Annotated in this window: 13 protein-coding genes; 4 read left to right on the top strand and 9 right to left on the bottom strand. The window is 45.4% G+C overall.

All coding sequences use genetic code 11. The annotated features are described in order from the left end of the window. Positions 1-224 precede the first annotated feature (224 nt). Positions 225-1,289, top strand: a complete 1,065-nt coding sequence (locus LN893_RS08675) for a DUF6687 family protein (protein WP_229969418.1) — start codon at positions 225-227, stop codon at positions 1,287-1,289. Between the two features lie 224 nt (positions 1,290-1,513). Beyond that, complete coding sequence (locus LN893_RS08670) at positions 1,514-2,371, top strand: universal stress protein (protein ID WP_229969417.1); 858 nt, start codon at positions 1,514-1,516, stop codon at positions 2,369-2,371. Between the two features lie 44 nt (positions 2,372-2,415). Here LN893_RS08670 and LN893_RS08665 read toward each other — a convergent pair whose 3' ends face one another. The 6 genes from LN893_RS08665 to LN893_RS08640 form a co-directional block, all read right to left on the bottom strand. Next, positions 2,416-2,820 (bottom strand): hypothetical protein, encoded by a 405-nt coding sequence (locus LN893_RS08665; RefSeq protein WP_229969416.1) that lies wholly within the window; start codon positions 2,818-2,820, stop codon positions 2,416-2,418. 42 nt (positions 2,821-2,862) lie between these two features. Continuing rightward, positions 2,863-3,714 (bottom strand): thermonuclease family protein, encoded by an 852-nt coding sequence (locus LN893_RS08660; protein WP_229969415.1) that lies wholly within the window; start codon positions 3,712-3,714, stop codon positions 2,863-2,865. A 166-nt stretch (positions 3,715-3,880) separates the two neighbouring features. Next, the gene (locus tag LN893_RS08655) at positions 3,881-7,306 is read right to left on the bottom strand and encodes an amidohydrolase family protein (RefSeq protein ID WP_229969414.1); all 3,426 of its coding nucleotides are present in this window, start codon (positions 7,304-7,306) and stop codon (positions 3,881-3,883) included. Between the two features lie 140 nt (positions 7,307-7,446). Next, positions 7,447-9,474, bottom strand: coding sequence for a tetratricopeptide repeat-containing sensor histidine kinase (locus LN893_RS08650; protein WP_229969413.1), 2,028 nt, complete (start codon positions 9,472-9,474; stop codon positions 7,447-7,449). Positions 9,475-9,639: 165 nt separating this feature from the next. Then, on the bottom strand, positions 9,640-13,287 hold the full coding sequence (locus LN893_RS08645; protein WP_229969412.1) for an AAA family ATPase: 3,648 nt from the start codon (positions 13,285-13,287) through the stop codon (positions 9,640-9,642). A 144-nt stretch (positions 13,288-13,431) separates the two neighbouring features. After that, positions 13,432-14,658, bottom strand: coding sequence for an exonuclease SbcCD subunit D C-terminal domain-containing protein (locus LN893_RS08640; RefSeq protein WP_229969411.1), 1,227 nt, complete (start codon positions 14,656-14,658; stop codon positions 13,432-13,434). Between the two features lie 283 nt (positions 14,659-14,941). Here LN893_RS08640 and LN893_RS08635 point away from each other — a divergent pair, with 283 nt between their 5' ends. Next, a complete protein-coding gene (locus LN893_RS08635; protein WP_255709954.1) occupies positions 14,942-16,318 on the top strand; it encodes an HTTM domain-containing protein in 1,377 nt (458 codons plus the stop codon). 187 nt (positions 16,319-16,505) lie between these two features. Continuing rightward, positions 16,506-17,285 carry a ThuA domain-containing protein gene (locus LN893_RS08630; protein WP_229969409.1) on the top strand — a complete coding sequence of 260 codons (780 nt, stop codon included), beginning with the start codon at positions 16,506-16,508 and terminating at the stop codon, positions 17,283-17,285. A gap of 385 nt (positions 17,286-17,670) precedes the next feature. Here the strand turns inward: LN893_RS08630 and LN893_RS08625 are convergent, their stop codons facing one another. From LN893_RS08625 to LN893_RS08615, 3 genes are all read right to left on the bottom strand, one after another. Beyond that, positions 17,671-18,249 carry a hypothetical protein gene (locus LN893_RS08625; RefSeq protein ID WP_229969408.1) on the bottom strand — a complete coding sequence of 193 codons (579 nt, stop codon included), beginning with the start codon at positions 18,247-18,249 and terminating at the stop codon, positions 17,671-17,673. Continuing rightward, positions 18,250-19,539: an LVIVD repeat-containing protein gene (locus tag LN893_RS08620; protein WP_229969407.1), complete on the bottom strand. Its 1,290-nt coding sequence runs from the start codon at positions 19,537-19,539 to the stop codon at positions 18,250-18,252. A 171-nt stretch (positions 19,540-19,710) separates the two neighbouring features. After that, positions 19,711-20,325: a pseudouridine synthase gene (locus LN893_RS08615; RefSeq protein WP_229969406.1), complete on the bottom strand. Its 615-nt coding sequence runs from the start codon at positions 20,323-20,325 to the stop codon at positions 19,711-19,713. Between the last annotated feature and the right edge of the window lie 23 nt (positions 20,326-20,348).

Genomic DNA, 20,348 nt, shown 5'->3' with positions numbered 1-20,348 from the left:
TTGTTTTTAGTTCATTTATTGGCTTATACTAATACTTGGTTTTGTGTTAAATTAATAGTGTGGCAAAGTTTTGCTGTCTCTGCTATTAGTGCTTGCAAGTAGAAAACTTTTCCTAGCTCTATAAATCCTGAAGGAGGTGTTGGGAAAGGAATAACTTACTTTTAGAACTCATTGTATTGCCGCATACACTTAATAAAAAGGCGAGTTTTGACTACCTTTAGCCCATGAAGAAACGAGAATTTGTACCTTTCTCTGAACTAAAGGATAAACAGGCAATAGTTGTTGATAGCACTCACCCAAACGGCTTTATGCTTTCGCATTGGCGCGGTGCGCTAACACCTGCATCTATTAAAGACGATACCAGTGCAGCTATTGTACTAAATGCCTTGCGTACTCAGATTCCTGAATTGGATTTACCTTTTGTTACCGCCAACCATTTTGATATAGACGGACTGGTTGGCGTGTGGAGTCTGCTTAACCCAGATGAAGCATTGGAAAATGAAGAGCTGTTGCGCCAAGTGGCACTCATCGGTGACTTTAGAGAATTAGACCTGAATCATCCGTTGGCAGGTGAGGCACTGAAACTGGTGTGCTGGATAAATGCCCGTGAAAGAGAGCTCTTCTATCCGCCTTTCGGAGCCGAGGAACTGCCAGAACCCGAAGTAACGCTGTGCCCTAAAAAGTTTGCTTATTTTCTGAAAGATTTTGGGCGCGTGCTGCAAGACCCCGATTGGGATAAAGGCGTTTGGGAAGAGGAGGTAGGAGAGGTGCTATTAGGCTATAGAGAGCTTTACAAACCAGATACGAAAATTTCACGCTTTCCAGAAATTGGGCTGGTAATTATAGAAACCCCGCACCCAGTGCATTATTATGCCCTTTTCAGCCGCACACAAGGGTTTGACATGGTGCTGGCCTGCTATGACCAAAACCGATACGAACTAGAGTATAAGTATACAACATGGGTAGATATAGCCACACGACCAACATTACCTCGTTTAAACATGGCTCCTCTTGCTGAAAAGCTAAATAAACTTGAACAAAGTGGCCATACCTGGACCCATGATAGCATTACGGATACAGGTCCGTTGCTACGGCTTAATGGTAACACCCTGACTCGCCTGGAAGCTTACGACAACCCGACAGCCCGCACCATTTATACTTCTACAATACCAGTGGCTGAACTAAAGCAGGTGGTGGTAGAACATTATAGAAGTGCCTATGCCAGCATTTTTCCAAAGTATAACTGGAGCTGGAAAGAAGTAAAGGAACTGAATTCTAAAACCTACTAGTTGGCAAAAAATATTAACTATTGCTGCAGATTAAAGGTAGTCGAGTATTAGAAAGCACAATTGTATTGAAGCTTTCTAGTTAAGGGCAAAACATCTCATATAGATGTTTTGCCCTTCTCTTTGCTGGATGATTGTTATCAGTTTCTGCAAACTTTGTTCCCCTTTCTGTTGCAGGCTCACGTATACATAGCAGCATTGAAATATAAGCACGAACGCTACCAAACATGAAAAAGATTCTTTGCCCTACCGACTTTTCCGATACAGCTAACAAAGCTCTGGAGTATGCTGTGTTGATTGCCAAACAGGCTGGTGCCCACCTCACGCTTCTGCATGTAATACATCTGCCGATAGTGGATACCTCTGAGATGGCGTTGGTGGCAGGAGAGTTGCTAAATGAGCAGCTGCAGGATTCCAAAGAACGACTGGTTAAACTATGCCAATTCATAGAAGCGCAGCACGGTGCAAATCAGCAGGCAGGAGGCTTTACTTGCGACTACATAGTGAAAGAGGCACTTTTAACAGATATTGTCAAGGACCTGACCAATCTGGAAGGATTTGATTTGATAGTGATGGGCACTACAGGTGTAAACAGTACTTTGGAAGAAATTTTGGTTGGTAGCAACACCGAGGCGGTGATTGAGGAAGTAAAATGTCCTGTTTTATCCGTGCCAGCCTCTGCGCCAACTCCACAGATTAAAAATATTGTTTATGCATCAGACTATATGCCTGAAGACAGAACGGCATTAGATGAGGTGGTAGAACTGGGGCGTTTGTTTGGGGCACCAGTTAATGTAGTGCATGTGGTGAAAGAGCAGACGCAGGAAGGTAGCGCGAAAGCAGAACAATTTTGGAACGAGTTACAGCAACATTTTTCAGGCGTGCCTATGCGTTTCCAGGAGGTGGTAAGCGCTCATCGCGCAGATGGTTTGCGACGCTATTATCGTGAGGCCAATGGCAGTATGCTGGCTATGTTGCGCAAAGACAAGGGCTTTTTTGCAGAGCTTTTTTCGCAGAGCCTTGCAGAACGCATGACCCACGAGGCAGAAGTGCCGCTATTAGTTTTGCATGGCAAAAGGCCATAATCAAAAAGTCCCTGCCATTTTAGGTGGCAGGGACTTTTTGATTATTAATGTCTTACCGATTCATCATCAAAAATGCTGGCAAATTCTGCGCTACAGGTTTCACAGTTGTAGCGCCCATGGTCTTCAACAGCTCTAACTATAGTTGTATTTCTTTTAGTTGATTTACAGTTCTGAAGTACAGAACAGTCATACTTTACGTGAAAGATATCGGAGCTTGCATCATCGCATACATATACGCGTGTGCCAACCATGTGCGGGGGGATGTTATGCCACTCTGGCGGTGGCCTTCGTGCTACAGTATCTGCTGCGGCAACCTCCTCTGTAGCTGCTACCTCTTCTGTTGCGTTTGCTGTGTTGTTTTCTGTTTCCTGGCATGCTGCCGTGAGGCCCATAAACAGCACAAGCGTACTAAGCTTAAGTCCCTTTAGCAGGGTTAGTGAGTTCTTCATCTATACTTTGGCTAATTCTTCCCTAAAGTTAATAAAGTAATTTTATTTTGGAGTACAGGCCTTATCCATTCTTCTGCCGTGCTCTTGTATAGCAGCTGCTTCAGTTAAGGCTAACACTTCTGCTTTGCAGCGGTTCAACACAAAGCAATCTTTTGTGGTGTGGTATACAGTGGAGCCAGAACTGTTGCAAATATATACCTGTGTCTTTTTAGCGTTTCTCGGTAAAACAGTGGCCTCAGCGGTGGCAGCTGGTGCTTCGTTTGTGGTCGTGCCGTCGCGTTTTCCTTTCCTGAAATCCCAGGGTGGGGTAGGGTTTGGGTCCTGCCACAAGCCTCGCTTAAAGCGTCTGGCATCAGCTTCGAGGTTCTCGAGGTTTTTATCTTTTGAGTAAGCTTTATAGTGCCAGGCAAAGCCGTTCTTTACCAGTTCTTCATTTAAGCTGCGCCCATCTAAAAGCTTAATAGTGCCTACGGTGCGGCCGTAGCGGTCTTTGTTATGGACAATTAGCTGCACCTCCTTGCCGAACACTAAGTCAGAGGCGAATTGTTTGGCTCTCTGCCCATAATCCTGATTTTTTTCGGGTGCGTCCACACCGTATAACCTAACTGTAACAGATTGGCCATTCTGCAGTAGTTCCATCGTGTCTCCATCTTTTACACCAATTACTTTATCACTCGCGGTGGTGGTAGGGCGTTCTTCCTCTGCTTCTGAGGGAGTAGCAGGAGCAGTTTCAATTTCAGATGTTTCTTGGGCTACTTCGGGAACAGTAGACTCCCGCCTTGTTGCCGCCTGCCGTTCTCGAAACTCTTCTCTTGCCCTATTCTTATCTTGGTTACAGGAAATCCCAGCGAAAAGTGTAAGTATAAAAAGTAGGTAAATAAAGATGTTCCTCATGATTTTCTGTACAGGGATATTCTGTGATTTGTAGTTCTGACGCTGCAATGATACTACACTTCCTTCGCAAAATTGCTAAACTATAAAGCAAAATGCCCCACTGAGGCGAGGCATTTTGAAATTAACGAAAGTAGCGTAATACAAGTCGTGCCACTTATATCGAATCTTAATTCTGAATTCCTGGTACGCCAACTGGCATAGCACTGTGCCAGTCAAATTCTGGGGCTTTGCGCTTAGTAGGAGCCATTTCATCCAATGTGTTGGCATCGTACAAACGGCCGTTGCGCATCACATATTTAATTGTATTAGTGTTACGGATGTTCTCCAGCGGGTTCTGGTCCATAATCACCAGGTCGGCTAGTTTACCGTTTTGGATAGAGCCTAAGTCGCCATCTAAGCCCAGCGATTTGGCGCCAAGTATAGTGGCTACCTTCAACGCATCCAGGTTTTTCATGCCACCAGACTGTATAGACCAAAGCTCCCAATGGTAGCCAAGGCCTTGTAACTGTCCGTGAGAACCTACGCCTGCCAAGCCACCTGCTTTCACTAGGTTGTTCACAAATTCAGCATGGCGCTCAAAAATGTGCTCTTCCTTCATGAACCAACCTTCACGGCGTCTGATTTTCTCGTCTAGCTCCATCTTTGGAGTAAAGTAGTTCAGCTTTTTATCGCCAGCTACATCTTCTGTAGCATAGTAATAGTTCTCCGCCCAAGGTCCGCCATAAGCAACTAACAGTGTAGGAGTGTAGGCAATTTGCGACTGCGATACAAAATCGATTACGTCTTTGTAAAGCGGGTAGATTGGATAAGAATGCTCATGCCCAGGGTAGCCGTCCAGTACTTCCGTCAGGTTCAGTTTGAAGTCTAATCCACCTTCAGTAGTTGACATCAGTCCCTGCTCTTTAGCAGCCATGATAATCCATTGCCTGTGCTGGCGGTTACCCACCAGGTACATTTTAATGGTTTTGGTGTTGTAGTATTCTGAGTATTGTTTCAGCACACTCTTGGCATGGTCAAGGCTTTTCAGGTTATAAGACCAGTAGCCAACACCAGGGCCTGTAGAGTATACACGTGGCCCCAACATTTTTCCGCTCTCTACCATGTCGCTGTAGGTAAGCACATCGGTAGTGCCTGTTTGTGGGTCACGGGTGGTGGTTACTCCGTAAGCCAGGTTAGCAGCATAAATCCATACTTGGTTTGAGTGTACGCCCCAACGTGGCCACATGTGTGCGTGGGTATCTATAAAGCCAGGCGTAATGGTTTTACCTTTTACGTCTACCACATTGGCACCTTGCGGAACGGTTAGTGTACCTGTAGCCCCAACAGCCTTAATGCGGTTATTCTCAATCAGGATATCACCTTGCTCAATTACCTCATCACCGTTCATGGTAATAATCCGAGCACCTTTCAAGAGTATAGTTCCTTGCGGGATATCGCGCGGAGCCTGAATGACGATTTTAGTTTCGGCAGGTTTATAGCCGTCGATTTTTACGGCTTCTTTAGCTCCTGTGCTGTCTGCTTTAGCTTCAGTGCCTTCTGATTTGCTTTCTTTTTTCTTCTCCTCAGCCAGGTCTTGTTCTTTTTTCTTGGTGAAGGCATCGTTTAGGTTATAAGCAAAAAAACCGTTACCGATGCTCCAGTAAACTGTATTGCCATCGGCAGACCAGCTTGGGAACTGACCACCAATCTCCGTTAGCTTCCAGCTTGGAAATTGGGAGCTAGCAACATCAGCCACTGAAATTGTAGGTGTTTCGCCTCCCACAAAAGGAATGGTTACTACATAAATCTCATTATTGATAAGTGCCAGTGCTTTGTCGCCCTTTGGAGCCTTAATAACTGTGGTGGCAGTAGTAGGCTGCTGCTGAGGCTCACGCTCGTTTAAGTGTAGGTTGTGGCTCATTTCCTCCTCCAGCATATCGGCATAAGAACCGAATGTGGTGATGCCTTTTACCTTAACATATGGCTTTTTGTCGGTACCATCCCAACGAATAGAGATGAGACCATCAGAAGAACTATACAGGTAAATGCGATCATCGCCCTGTACAAAGTGTGGGTTAGCGCCAAGGTTGGCTTTAGTTACAAAAGTACTTTCGCCGCCTTTAGAAGAAACCCAGTTTATAGTCTGTCGGGAGTCAAAAGCACTAGGCCCTGCTGACTCACGGTAGGTCTGGGAAGAACCTTTTACGAAGACAATTTTATCTGCATTTGGCGACCATACTGGCTCCTGGAATACAGCATTTTCTACGGTTAGCTTTACAGGCTTACCTTTGCCGTTGGCAGATACTTTATAGATAGCACCACCTGTTTTCTCGTGCCAGGTTACGAAAGCCAGATTCTTACCGTCTGGCGACCAGTCTGGTTGTGCTTCTGTAAACTCATTTGTCGTTACACGCTTAGGTGTTCCGTTCGGATAGTCCATCAGGTACAGACGGTCCAGCGCTGTAAAAGCAACGCGCTTTCCGTCTGGCGATACGGCAGCATCTCTGATCTGCGTAATCGTCATTGTCTTATCGTCCTTTATCGGGTACTTAAACTCAAGCTGAGGACCGATAGCAATCTCTGTTTCTACTTCAAACGGAATTTCCTTTGCTTGCCCACCTGCCACTGGAATGCGGTAAATCTTACCACCGTAAGAAGCTACTAGCTCTTTACTGTCTGGTGTGAAAGACATAGCAGGCAATACGCCTAGCGGAGCAATAGATTCCTGCTCGTCGCGCTGCACTGGGTAAGCCAGCCATTTTTCTTCACCCGTTTTCAGGTTCTGAGCAATAAGGCCTGTGTTATTGTTGTAGCGTGTGCCGTATACAAGCCAGTTTCCGTCAGGCGAAAGGGTAGGGCTGAAGGCAGAGCCATAGCGAGAGGTTCTGGTATCAGTTTCGCCTGTTTCGCGGTCGAAAGTAGCTAATTGGTACTGCGGTAACTGGGCGTTATAGTTCCAGGCACCGTTGCGCTTCGAAAACCAGATGTAACGGCTGTCTTTACCAAAGGCTGGTTCTACTGTTTTCAGGTTATCAGGCTTGCTGATCAGGTCTGCACCACTGCCACTCTCCCTGTGGTACAGGTGCAGCTTCAGGTTGCGACGGCCTTTTGCCGCTACAATGTACTCTCCGTCTGGTGTCCATTCAGCACCCTGGAAATTCTCATTTTTGCTTTTGCTGATTTGCTTTGGCTTTTTGGTGCTCAGGTCCATCGTCCAGAGGTTATCGGCACCGTCTCTATCAGAAAGGAAAAGAATAGACTTACCATCTGGGCTAAAGCGCGGCTGCACATCCAAGGCCATTCCCTCTGTCAGCTGCTCTGCCTTACCTCCTGTTATAGGCAACAGGTACAGGTCGCCCAGCATACTGAAGATAATTTTCTGCCCGTCAGGGCTTACATCAAGTGCTAACCAAGAACCTTCGTTTGTCTTGATTTTTATAGTTCGATCAGCCTCAAGAGGAAGATCTTTTTTCTTTTCCTCCTTTTTAGCGTCGGTTTTTGTGACTTTGGGGGCATCCTGTGCTAAGGCTGGTACTTGCAGCATACCAAGCGAACACAGCAATAACAGTGGCTTTTTCCAGTAGCCACCATTGCCATTAGGTGATTTTTTCATTTAGTAAATTAGGTAGTTTGATTAGGATGATGCTAAAATACAAAAAAATCAATCTGCTTGAGCAGCAGAGGAGGGAATTGTTAACGGGGATATAAATTCGGTATAACTGAGGCGAACTTCAGAAGGCTTGGGGTAATACGTTAGCTTACAAGGGCTGCTTTATTTTGCCATGATAAAGGTTGTTCCTGCTCTAGGCTGGAGGCAGCTGCTTTTGTGCAAGGCAGCGTAAACTTAAACTCGCTTCCGTAGCCAGGAGTGCTTTCTACCCAAATCATGCCACCGTTCAGCTCTACAAAGTCTTTGCAGAGTTGTAGGCCAAGCCCGCTACCTTTTTCATTGGCGGTACCACGGCTCGTAAAGTTCTTGTCGCTAAAGAGCTGATTTAGTTGCTCTGGACTCATGCCTATACCTGTGTCTTTTACAGCAATGGTCACATCACTTTTGTGCTCCGAAGCAGCTATGGTTACATTATCCCCAGCTTTGCAAAACTTAATGGCATTGGAGATGAGGTTCCTGAACACGAGTTTTATCATCTCTTTGTCTGCCACAGCATAAGTAAATGGAGCAACACTGTTCTCCAATGTTACCTTTTTCTGGTCAGCCTGAGCACGCAGTAGCTTCATGTTTTCCTCTGTAAGTTTATGAATATCCACCACCACAGGTAGCACTTCCATACCTTTCATCTGAGCCTTGGCCCAAGTCAATAAGTTTTCCAGCAGCCACAAAGCGTTCTGCTGATCGGCTTCTACAATGCGTAAAAAGTGAACCTTCTTATTTTCAGGCAAGGCACCAGATAGCATAAGCTGCACGATAGATTTCAAAGAGACAAAAGGCCCGCGAAGGTCATGCGCTACAACAGAAAAAAGCTTGTCCTTTAGGTTATTGATTCGCTCAAGCTCGTCTTTTTGGTTATTCAGCGCTTCGGCTTGCGCTGCCAGCGCCTCTTTCTGTTCTTCCAGCACTAGGCTGCTCTGCGTAATTTCTTTGTTCTTCTGCAAAAGCATAGCATTCACTTTTTGCAAATGTTTTCTGCCCTTAAAAAAGATAATAGCTATAACGACAACAGAAATTAATAGTGTAGCCGTTAAGTACTGGCTTATGTTTCTATAGGCTAATTCCTTTGCCTGCAAATCTCGCTCGGCTTTAAGCTGTATGTTCTCAGTTTCTTTTTTCTGAATATCATACTTTACCTGCATCTCTGTTATGCGATGCTCGGCTTGTTCGTTCCGAATGGTGTCGCTGTAGGCTGTGAAAACGCTTAAGAAGTGATGCGCCTGTTCAAAGTTACCTAGCTGGGTGTATATTTTACTTAGAACCTCTGCCGTTAATCTAATTTCATCCTTTGCCTGAGTTTTAGTTGCTACTTCCAGAGCTTTTTTACCATAGGTTAAGGCAGTGATAGCTTCTCCTGTTTGCAAATGCGTTTCGGCAAGCCCTCGTAAGGCTATTGTTTTACTCTGAGCGCGGTCTATCTGCTCGCTAAGAGTTAAAGCTTGATTGAAGTACGAGTTCGCCTGCTTATAATCTTTTTTCTTGAGATAAGTATTGCCTATGTAATTAAAGGTATTGGCGATGCCTATTTGATGGTTGATTGCCTCCTTTAGTTCAAGTGACTGGAAAAAGTATTTCAGCGATAAGTCCAGGCTATCTAATTGCTGAAAAGTAAAGCCAATGTTATTCAATGTGCGGCTCGTATTAAAAGTGTCTTTAACTGATACAGACAGCTCCAGCGATTGATTGTATAGTTTAAAAGCCTGGGAGTGGTTGTTCTGAACGCTAAAAAGATTGCCGATATTATTATAAATCTGGCTTATACCTACAGTGTCTTTTAGCTGTTCTCTTAGCCTCAGCGACTGGTAAAAATAATTGGCCGCATTCTCATAATCACCTAAAAAGTAGTAGCCCCCACCCGTGTTGTTGATTGCCTCGGCTAAAATATTTTTATTCTTCGTTTTTTGGGCTAATTCAATGGCTTGCTTACCATAATTGATAGAGGTTTTTGGATTGTTTGTCCAGAAGGTTTTACTGAGTTCTGCAAGCGTAGCGGCTCTTTCTTCATCGGTAGGAGGTTGTGCTAATTTAGCCTCTAGTTCTTCAACTCTGGCTTCATCTTGCAAAACTGCTGCAACGGAAACAAACAAAGAAAAAATGAGCGCCAGGATGTTCATAGAGGCGTTACTGAAAGTTTAAAATAAAGCAAAAGCCACAGTTTTTTAGCATTGGTTCGAATATAGATGCAAAATAGTACTTTTTCTCTAAAAGAAAACAGGTTTAAGTAAAATATATAGAAGTAATGCTATTTTTTTGTTTAAAACACGCCCAGGCCTTTTTCTTTACCAACCGACAACCATTATCTTACTCACTCCGCCTGCCACTTTTTGTACTTTTATTTGCGTGCCAATACGTTCTTTCAGGGCTTCTACGTGTGAAATAATGCCAATCATTTTGCCGTTGGCCTGCAGGTTCTCTAAGGTCGAAATAGCGGCATCCAGTGTCTCTGCATCCAGTGTTCCGAAGCCTTCGTCTATAAACAAAGAATTTATTTGCGTACGGCGGCCAGCTAGGTCGGAAAGGCCCAGTGCCAATGCCAGGCTTACCAGAAAGCTTTCGCCACCCGATAAGGAATTCATTGGCCTGATAGCTTCTGCCTGATACGTATCTACAATCAGCAGTTCCAAATCATCTTCAGAAGACTTCAGGATGCGGTAGCGGTCGTTTAGTTTTTGCAGGTGGCGGTTAGCCAGTTCCACCAGCCTTGCCAGTGTAAGTCCCTGCGCAAAACGACTAAACTTATCACCGCTGGATGAGCCAATCAGGTCCGATAGTTGTGCCCAGCGCTGGCACACCTGCTGCTGCGTTTTAAGTTGCTCCGCCAGAGAACGATTTTTCTCTCGTTCCACTTCATCCTGTTCCAAAAGCTGCTTGCAGCGCGTTTGTTCTTCTATCAAAACACGCTTTTGCTGCGTTTTCTGCTGCTGCTGTTCTACTAAAACATCTATGCTTTCCTCTGTCAGCTTTTTCGCCTGGGTTTGTGCCAGCTCCTGCTGCACATCAGTAAGGCTCCTGCGCATTTCAGTCAGGCTCTTTTCTGTCTGCGATTTAAGGTTTGCCAGTCGGTTTGCTTCGTCTTTCTGAAGCAGCATCAAGCTTAGTGCCTCAATTGTATCGATGCCCTGTTGCCGTAACACCTGCAGTAATCCATCGCGCAGCTCGTCTAAAGCGGATTTATGCTGTTGGTGCGTTTCCTTACATTGTTGCTGGCGCTGTTGGCTTTCGCGTAGCTCCTGTTGCTTTTGCTGTAATTTGGCTCTGGCTGTTTCGGCTTGGGTAGCTTTAGCTCTTAACTCTTGCTGGGCCAGCTGCCGCTCCTGTTGTGGGTCTTTATCACCGAAAAGTTGTGCACGCTCTTCCTTTAGTTGGGTAAGCTGCTGGTGCTCTTCCTTCAGCATCTGCTGACGCTCTTGCTGCTCCTTTTGCTTTTCCTTTACTTTAATATCCAGGTTTTTTACTTCAGCATTCAGATTGATGTATGCGTCACGCATTTGGTCTAGCGCCTGCTGCTTCTGCTGATAAGTAGCTGCCAAATCTTCCAGCTTTCTTAAGTTTTCCTGGCGTGTTTCGGCACTATACTTCAAACCATAACTGGCAGCAAACGATTCAAGTGTTTCGGTGTGCGCTAGCTGTTGCTCCTGCAGGTCCTGTAGCTGAAACTCTACTTTAGAAAGCTGTGCCTGCCAATGCTTTTCAGACTGTGTTAGCTGGTTTAGCTTTGCCTCTTGTTTCAGGTTTTCCTCCCGATAAAGCTGAAGCTGCTGGTTTAGGCCTTCCAACTCTTTGCTGCAGGAGCGAGCCTGGCTAAGGATGTTGTCCAGCACTCCTGCCTTCTCTTTCTGTGCCTGCAGTTGCTGTGCGAGTTGTTCTAAGTCTAAAATGGTAAAGTTTATGCCTGCAGATTGTTGTGTGTAAAACTGCTGTAGGCGCTCTAGTTCCAGGGCTGTTTCCTTTTTTTGTTGTGCCGTTGTCTCGAGCTGATGTTGTAGTCTGTGTAGCTCTAAATTCAAAGTGTTTACACCTACTTCAAGTTCTTTTACAAGCTTTTGCTGCTGGTCGCATTTCCGCTCATCCTCGGATAAGGTAGAGGTATAGTCGCCATCTACATAAGGGTGGTGCTCAGAACCGCAGAGTGGGCACGGCTGGTGTGGCTGCAAGTTCAGGCGCGCCAGCTCATATTCCTGTATGCGTTGCTGCAATAGGACCAGCTTTTGAAGCTCCTCCAGTCGTACAGTACCCTCAGCATATTTCTGCTGAATCTCCTGTTGTTGTTTCTTTTTATGAGCTGCTTCTTGTTCCTGCTGCGTTAGCTGTGTACTGAGCTGTTCCTGCTTTTTATGTTGTGTATGATGTTGTTGTGCAAGATCTAGTAGCTTTTCGTAGCGACTAAGCAAATGAGGTTGTTCCTGGGCGGCAGCTTCTAACTGCTCCATAGATTTATCAGCTAAAACAGCTTGTAACTGCGCCAGCTTTTCTTTTTTCTGCTGTTCTGTGTTTTCCTGCTGCTTTAGTAATTGCTCCTGCTGTTGCCGATGCTCCTTAGATTGCTGTGCATCCTGCTGCAGTTGCCCCTGTATAGCTTGCTGCTCCTGCTGCAGTTTTTTTATACTTTGTTCGGCATCGTTTAGATCTTTAACTGCCTGTCTAAAAATGTACAGGTTTTCGGGCAGGTCCTGTAGCCGCTGGTTTTGCTGTAGCCAGTCTTTGTGCAGGTTAGCTTTTTGGGTGAGGGCGTTCAGCTCTTCCTGCTTTTGTTGCAACTGCGCCTGTTCTTGCTTTAGCGCCTCATCAAACTGCACATAAGCCGCTTTGCCTTTTAGGTACTGCTCCCGCACCGAAGCTTTCTGTTGGTCTAGCTTTATAACTTTATCTAGCAGGGGCTCTAGCTTCTGAACAGTCTCTTCCTGCTGCTGATGTGCCTTGCCTGCCTCCGTAGCCATAAATCCAGCGGCTTCTAACTCAGCCTCTAAAAGCGGTACTTGCTTCACGAGCGTTTCCAGTTGCGTTTGCACCTGTACTAGTTGCCCATTGGCTAGTTCTATTCTTGTCAGCTGGCCTTCGTACTGGCGTGCCTGTTCGTGCTGTTCCAGCTTCTGAAAATCAGGCTGAAGCTGCGCTAGTTTTGTTTCCTGCTCTGCTAACGCTTTTTGTTGCTGTTCTTGCTTCTGCTGAAGTAGAGTTAGCTGCTGTAGCCATTGCACCTGCTCTTGTAGTGTGTTGGCTTCTTTTTGAAGTAGCGCTTCCTGCGCTGTCAGCTCTTTTATCTTTTCTTGGTAAGCCAGCCGCTGCTCTTCTGGCAGTAGCTTGCTATCTTGAAGTCTGTGTTCAAGTTCCTCTTTTTTCAGTCGCTCGGTTTTTGCTTTTTCGTAGGCAAATCGAGAAATATCAGAATAAATGCCTGTATCAGTTATTTTCTCCAGAAGACTGCTGCGTTCGTTCGGATCAGCTTTTAGGAAGCGGGCGAAATCTCCTTGCGAGAGCATGACGGAACGCAGAAATTGACTGTAGTCTAAGCCGCACAACTCCGCTACTTTGTCAGGTACCTGGCTCGGTTTCAAATCAAAAAGCGAGTCCTCCGCAAAGCTGTAAAGCTCCATGTGGATGGGTTGGATATTGCCATCAATTTTGCCACGGCTACGACGAATTTGCCATTTAGAACGGTAGCGTTGGGCGTTTGCCTCAAATTCTACTTCTGCATAACTCTCAGCAGTGTGGCGCGTCATCAGTTCTAGCGGCTTTTGGTTGTTGTGGCGGTGCACTAAACCGTATAGACCTACTGTTATTGCATCTAAAATAGTGGTTTTGCCTGCACCTGTCTGGCCCGTAATAGCAAACAAGCCCGCCTCCGCCAAAGGGCTCTGGTCGAAGCGAATCTCATGCTCGCCTTTCAGCGAGTTCAGGTTCTGGAAACGTACAGACAGGATTTTCATATTATTGTTGTTTTGATAGCTATCTCTATTTCTAAAAAGGCCATGTAGTATTGTAGCTCCTTTGTAGCACATAAGACACTCACAGTTCCGAAAGACACTGTGGGGCATGCCGCCATCTTTGACTTTCTACTTTTTAGACTCTTTTCAACTTTCCTCGCCTTGTTCCATCAGCTCCAGTAGTTCCGAAAAAGTTGCCAGTAGCTCCAAGTGGTCACTCTCTGGAAAAGCGCTCTCGCAGCGCTTCAGAAACACATCTTTCTCTCGAAGTGCGTGCAGGTCTACTTCTTCCTGTACCTGTTGCTCCAGCGTTTGCCTGGCAGTTTTAACTATTGGGGGACGATGTATGAGCACCTGGATTTCAGGCTTTAGGGCCTCTACTTCTTCTAACTGCTGGTTCAAGTCGGGGAGGGGAGCTTCCAGTTCTACCTGTACCTCGGCCCAGGCAGTTAGTTTATAGCTGCTGTTATCGAATGCTGCTATTTGCTGCTTTACTTTCTCCAGTGTCCCTTTAAACCTAACCAGTTTGCGGCTGCACGGTATTTCCAACTCCTGCAGGTTGGCCAGTTTTCCGTTTTCGAAATCAAGTTTAAAAACTACTTTTTTGTCTGTTACCTCGCTAAAGCTAAGCGGAATGGGAGAGCCAGAGTAGCGGATGTGGTGGCAGTTGTTTACTTTTTGCGGACGGTGCAGGTGCCCTAGCGCCACGTAATCAAACTCCTTCGGAAACTGATCGGCTCCGATTTGACCGAGGTTGCCAACATGAATTTCTTTTTCGCTTTCGGAGGCAGAACCACCAGCGGCAAACAAATGACCTGTGGCTACTACAGGTATATTTTGCTCTTTGTATGGCTGCACGTGCGGTACAAAGGCTTCGTAATGCGCAGCTATACCCTCCTTTATGCGAGCTTCCCGTGCTTCAGAGGTTTCACCTGCCACCGAAAGCCGAACGTCGCGGTCGCGGAGGAAGGGTACGGCACATACAATCATTTCCAGTTCGCCCTGCTTGTTGCGTAGTTCCAGCAGCTCGTCTAGTGGGTTCGTGCTGGCACCACCCACTACTTTTATATTAAAGCAATCTAGTAGTTCTTTGGGGGCGTTAAGCGTGGAAACAGAATCATGGTTACCGCCTGTAATAATAATATGGCGGCAGCAAGTGGCGCAAACCTTTGTCAGGAAGTTGTAATATTGCTTCAGGGCTGTGTTGGAAGGGGCACCGTTGTCGAAAACGTCACCTGCCATTAGCAGCACGTCTACCTGCTCTTGCTCTATTGTTTGCAGGAGCCAATCAAAAAAAAACTGATGTTCTTCTGTTCGTTCGAGGTTAACGAGTCGCTGGCCGAGGTGCCAATCTGAAGTGTGTAATATGCGCATGTCCCAGTCCTTTCTCCTTTACTGCCCTAAGTTACATTATTGCCTCACTATACTGCAAACTACTTATATAAATTTAAGGAGAACAGGCTTACGAAATCTTTGTTACTAAAGTAGCAAGGTCTTGTAAATGAGTACTGTTGATTGCAAAGTTTGCTGATTTTTTAATGATAGTGTCGTTAGTTAATTTATTAACTTGAGCGTTGATAGGAAAAGCTGATATTTATATATAGAATTTACCTGATTCATAGAAGCCTTCATGGAGCAAGGCTAATCCGATAAGAGCATGCGACAACTTTTCAAACCAATCTCAATTTACCCGCTTATATACTTTCGAATTCTCTTTGGCTTACTTATGTTTTGCGAAGGAGTCGGTGCGGTGCTTATTGGATGGGTGCAGGAGCATTATATAGAAACAAAGTATAACTTCGGCTACATCGGGCTGGAATGGATAAAACCTTTGCCTGGCTACGGTATGGTGTATCTGTACCTACTGATGGCGCTGCTGGGTTTCTGTATTATGGTTGGCTGGCGGTATAAAATTACCTCTTTTCTGTTCTTCCTGGCTTTCGGCTACAGTTTTTTCTGCGAGAAAACGCATTACCTGAACCATCATTACCTGATATTCCTAATCAGTGGCTTAATGGTACTACTGCCTGCCCACCGCAAGCTCTCGTTGGATGTGCGGCGGAAACCAGACCTGGAAATTGATGTAGCGCCGCAATGGACGCTGTGGCTGTTTAGGGTGCAGCTCCTGATTGTATACTTTTATGCAGGCATTGCCAAAATACAGCCCGATTGGCTGGCAACAAAATCTATGAGCATCTGGATGTCGCATAAAACCCATTTTTATGTGATAGGGCCTTATCTGAATACCGATTTAATGATCTGGCTGGTGTGCTGGGGCGGTGTTCTGTTTGACTTAACGATTGGCTTTGCTTTGTTGTGGCCACGCACTCGTATGGTCGCTTTTTGGGTAGCCTTTGCCTTTCATATCTTCAATTCGGCAGTGTTTCATGTGGGCGTGTTTCCGTACTTTATGATAGCGGCTAATGTATTGTTCTTCGCGCCAGAGCAAATAGCCAGGTGGTTCTTTCGTCAAAAAATAGATACTAGGGCTGTAGCTATTGCTGACATACGGGTACCGATGCCACAGCGCCAATTGGCTGCTAACTTCTTCTGGATTTACCTTTTCTTTCAACTGACCTTTCCGCTGCGACATTTCTTTATACCAGGCGATGTAAACTGGACCGAAGAGGGCCACCGCTTTTCGTGGCGTATGATGCTGCGCACGAAATCTGGCTCTATGTACTACAGAGTAATAGATCCTGTAATCCAAGAAGAGCATGTGGTGTGGTTAGATGATTATCTAACGCCAGATCAGCGGAGAGAACTGGCAAAACACCCCGATATGATCTGGCAGTTTGCACAGGTTCTTAAGGAAGAGTATCAGCAAAAAGGAATTGATAACCCAGAGGTATATGCCCATTCCAGTCTAAGTTTAAACGGGTATCCTCGCCATTCCATTGTGGACGAATCTGTAAATTTGGCTGATGTGTCTTATGCCTGGGGTGCTAAGCTCTGGGTTACTCCCAGGCCAGAGGCTGATGGGTGGCCTTGGTCTAAACGCTTAAGTACAAACGCTTCAGAAATAAAAAATTAGAAGAACAGATGAATTGGCGCTGGCTAGTAAATGTGCTATAGGATGCAAAGGGAAGGCTTTTATTATTTCATTCCTCATTTGTTAACAGCAACTAGTATTCCAATAAACAAAAAAAGGCCAGCGAATGCCAATTTATACCCTAAAAAGGCTATATTTAGGTTTGCCTTTAATGACTAACTATAAAATCATGAAAAAAAATCACCTTTTCTGTGCTTTAGCGCTCTTCGCCACCTGCGGTTTTTCAGCTTGTAACCAAGCCTCCACTCAGGGAGGAGAAGCTACTGCGACTAGAACAGCGGAAGCAGAAGCAACAGCTGCCGACCGAATACTTGTCTATTCGAACACCAACGGCTATCGCCATCAATCCATAGAAGAGGGTATAGCGGCATTGCAGCGGTTGGGGCAGCAAAATGGGGTTCAGGTTAGAGCCACTGAAGATTCTACAATGTTTGTGGCAGATACGCTGAAAAACTACAAAGCTGTTATTTTCTTGAGCACTACACAAGATGTGCTAAACTCAGAACAAGAAACTGCTTTTGAGGAGTATATTCGTGGGGGAGGTGGCTACGTGGGTATACATGCTGCTGCTGATACAGAATATGATTGGCCATGGTATAACCAATTGGTAGGAGCTTACTTTTTAAGCCACCCTGAAATCCAGAAAGCTGCCATTGATGTAGTAGATAAAAGCCATGCTTCTACCAGCCACTTGCCCGACCGATGGGAGCATACCGATGAGTGGTACAACTACAAGGACTTAAACCCTAACGTAACTGTGGTGGCGAGGCTGGATGAGACAAGCTACAAAGGAGGAGCCAACGCTGATAACCATCCTATAGCTTGGTACCATGAGTTTGATGGCGGTAAGGCGTTCTATACAGGCCTTGGGCACACACATGAAAGCTACAGCGATTCTCTGTTTCTGAAACATCTGTGGGGCGGAATTGAATATGCCATGGGGAAATAAGACTTCTCTTTTAAACAGAAAAAGCAGGCTGCAAGCCTGCTTTTTCTGTTTAAAAGAGAAGCAGCTAAATAATGTATAGCTAATGTTTAGTTGCTTTCATATCATTATAATTAGTGCGATTTTCTATTCCTGCTATAGGACAATAAACTTCTGCCAAGTGCACAAAAGGACGATTTTTTGTTTGAGCGTTCAGCGAGTTCAAAATTGTCTTGATTCTTTTGCTTACTTTTCTCATCAAGGAGAAAAGTAAGGCCCCGCTGGCGAGGCGAAAAGCCAGCAGAGAGCAGTGTACTTCACCAGTTGCAGAGGGACTTGCAGATTTGTACAGAACGTTGTACAATACATGCCTAGGTACTTGATGATTATAATAAAAATACTTCGTCCTTTAGAACATGAACCCCATGCGTAATGTGAGGCGTTTATAGTTTATTTTTTGCTCCAAAGTGGTACCCCAGAAGATGTCTTGTGTTCTTACCCGCTGCGTTTTGTAGCCAATGCTAAATGCAAAGGCTGTACTAGTACCTGTACTTACGCGCATGCCTACTGCTGGGCTAAACATCCATCCTCCTTCATTGTCTCGTTGGTTACCCTCATTGCTAAATGCAGCGGAGCCGTAGCCAGCATCTAAGCTGTAAAAGGGGCTGACTCTGGTTTTCAGAAGCTCGCCCCGAATACCCAAAGCTATGGGAGTTATCAACACATTGTTATAAAAGTCGGCTCCTATGGTTGCCCCCAAAGCAAAGGCTCTATGGAATTGATAGCCGTTAAAAACTTGCACCGTAGGAGTAGCAGCATATGAGTTGAATCCGTTGCTACTGCTTTTACCGTACAAGTACCCGAATTCTATTATGCCTCTATAATGAGATGTACCTGTAGCTTCGGATTTTTGTAGAGTAGTAGCATCTTGGGCAAATGCGTTTTTTATAAACAGTATGGTAATGAGCAGGGGTAGTAGCTTCTTCATTTAGCTGATTTGGCGTATGACAGGAATTTTGCTGAGGAGCTTTATTTGGTTAAGATCACTGTAATCATACTGGTATAAGCCATCTTTACCAATCATAAGCAACGTATTTCCTAACGGAATGACATCGTAAGCATCATGCTCCTTCATATGCGCTTTTAGATTTTCACTTACCTTCAGGTGGTCTTTCACATCGAAAACTTTTAAACCGTACTCGCCCTCGCACAGAAATAAGGCTGAGTTATCAATACCTAAACCGTGTGGGTTCTGCATAGGGTAAGTTTTTACCAGCTGTGGGTTTCTTGGGTTGCTTATGTTAATGACATCCAGTTGGTTTGTGAAGCCTGCACAGGCATTGCCAGAGCGGAGTGTAACCCAAGCCAAGTCACCTTCCACTACTACAGGGTCGCAGCTTCTGACGTGGGCGTAGCTGGATAGGTGCACAGGGCTAGTGGGGTTGCTGTTGTCGTAGATGTGCATACCTGTGGTAGAACCGATAAAAAGCTTGTCTTCGTAAGGGAAAATGGTTTCTATGCCCCAGCCTAAACTAATTTTCGCTCCTTCCCGTGGTTCGGCTGCATTGCTGATATCGAACAGCTGCATATCAGAAATACTGACGGTATAAAGCTGATCTCCTACGATACTAAATCTTGCCATGGACCCTCCTTTGCCAGCTGCATTGCCAGGTCTGCCTGCCGTGTTAGACTGGCGAACGAAACTGCCTGCATCATTAAACACGGGAGAGGGGTTACGCACATTGCCATTGCAATCAGATTCTACAGCATGTGTAACAGTTCTGGTTTCGTAAGAAGCCACAAAAACGCTAGCCGTATCATTTACCAGCATGCCATTGGTGGGGAAAATATTTTCTATTCGTTTCACCAGTTGCACATCCTGTGGGTTGCTTATATCCAAAGCCACTAAATCAATGTAGCTATCAGCATAAAGGATGTTGCCTTTAACAGCCATGTCCACATTGCCTGGTATTTCTATAAAACTGACAGGTTGAGGAGAGCTTGGGTTTGAATTATCTATGATGTGAATGCCTTTGTCTATCTCATTGATGAACAAGAAATGGTCCTTTGCATAGATCTTACCTGGTTCTGTAAGTGTACGGGCGGGTTTTACCTGTACAGCATTTCGGAGCGCTGCCCGCATCATGTATACTGGCTCCTGCACGTTATAGGTAATAGTAGTCTCGCATTCATCTGTGCAGGCGTTCAGCATCAGAAGTGGCACGAGAAACAAAAAACTTAAGATGAACCTTAACAGGAGTAGAGCCTTCTTTTCCATACAAATAGTTTTAATGGTTACTAGTACAAAGTGCAGCAGCTTTTATGGTGCTTACTGTTATTGCCTTCTGCTCTGATGACCCCAAAAAGGTAGGAAAGGTTGTAAGGGCTTGAAAATAAATTTGTAGCAACTTAATAAGCTGTTTTGGTTTGATAATATTTACCTCTACCGCTAAAATCTTCTTTTCTTCCCAACAAAGCTTCTGTTGGTTCCTCCTGCAGTTAGTCCCTTTAACTTAGCTACTTCATCTGGGGTAAGTTCTCTGTACTCGCCAGGTTGTAATGCTGCTAAAGTAAGCGGCCCGATAGCGGGGCGGATAAGTCGGAGCGTGGGGTAGCCCGCTGCAGCTGTCATGCGGCGCACCTGTCGGTTCATACCCTGCGATATCTTGATCTCGACCCATGAAACAGGTATGTTTTTGCGGAAACGGATCGGTTTGGAACGCTCCCAAACCTGTGGCTCTTCTGGCAGCAGCCGTACCTTGGCAGGGGCTGTTTTTATGTTTTTGATGTACACCCCACGGCGCAATTCTTCTAGTGCTTCATCTGTAGGTATGCCATCTACCTGCACCCAATAAGTCTTCTCAATCTTGAACTTCGGATCGGAGAGGCGGTGCTGCAGCGCTTTGTCATCGGTCAGCAAAACAAGTCCTTCGCTGTCGTAGTCGAGGCGACCGACGGGGTAAATATTGGGCACTTTCACATAGTCTTTCAAGGTGGCACGGCCTGTCTCGTCTGTAAACTGCGTGAGCACCTCGTATGGTTTATTTAGGATGATGTAAGTCAAATTGAATAATGAATTTTGAATGC

The organism is Pontibacter harenae, from assembly GCF_020907245.1.
GTDB classification, from domain to species: domain Bacteria; phylum Bacteroidota; class Bacteroidia; order Cytophagales; family Hymenobacteraceae; genus Pontibacter; species Pontibacter harenae.
This window is presented reverse-complemented; position numbering and strand designations above follow the sequence as displayed.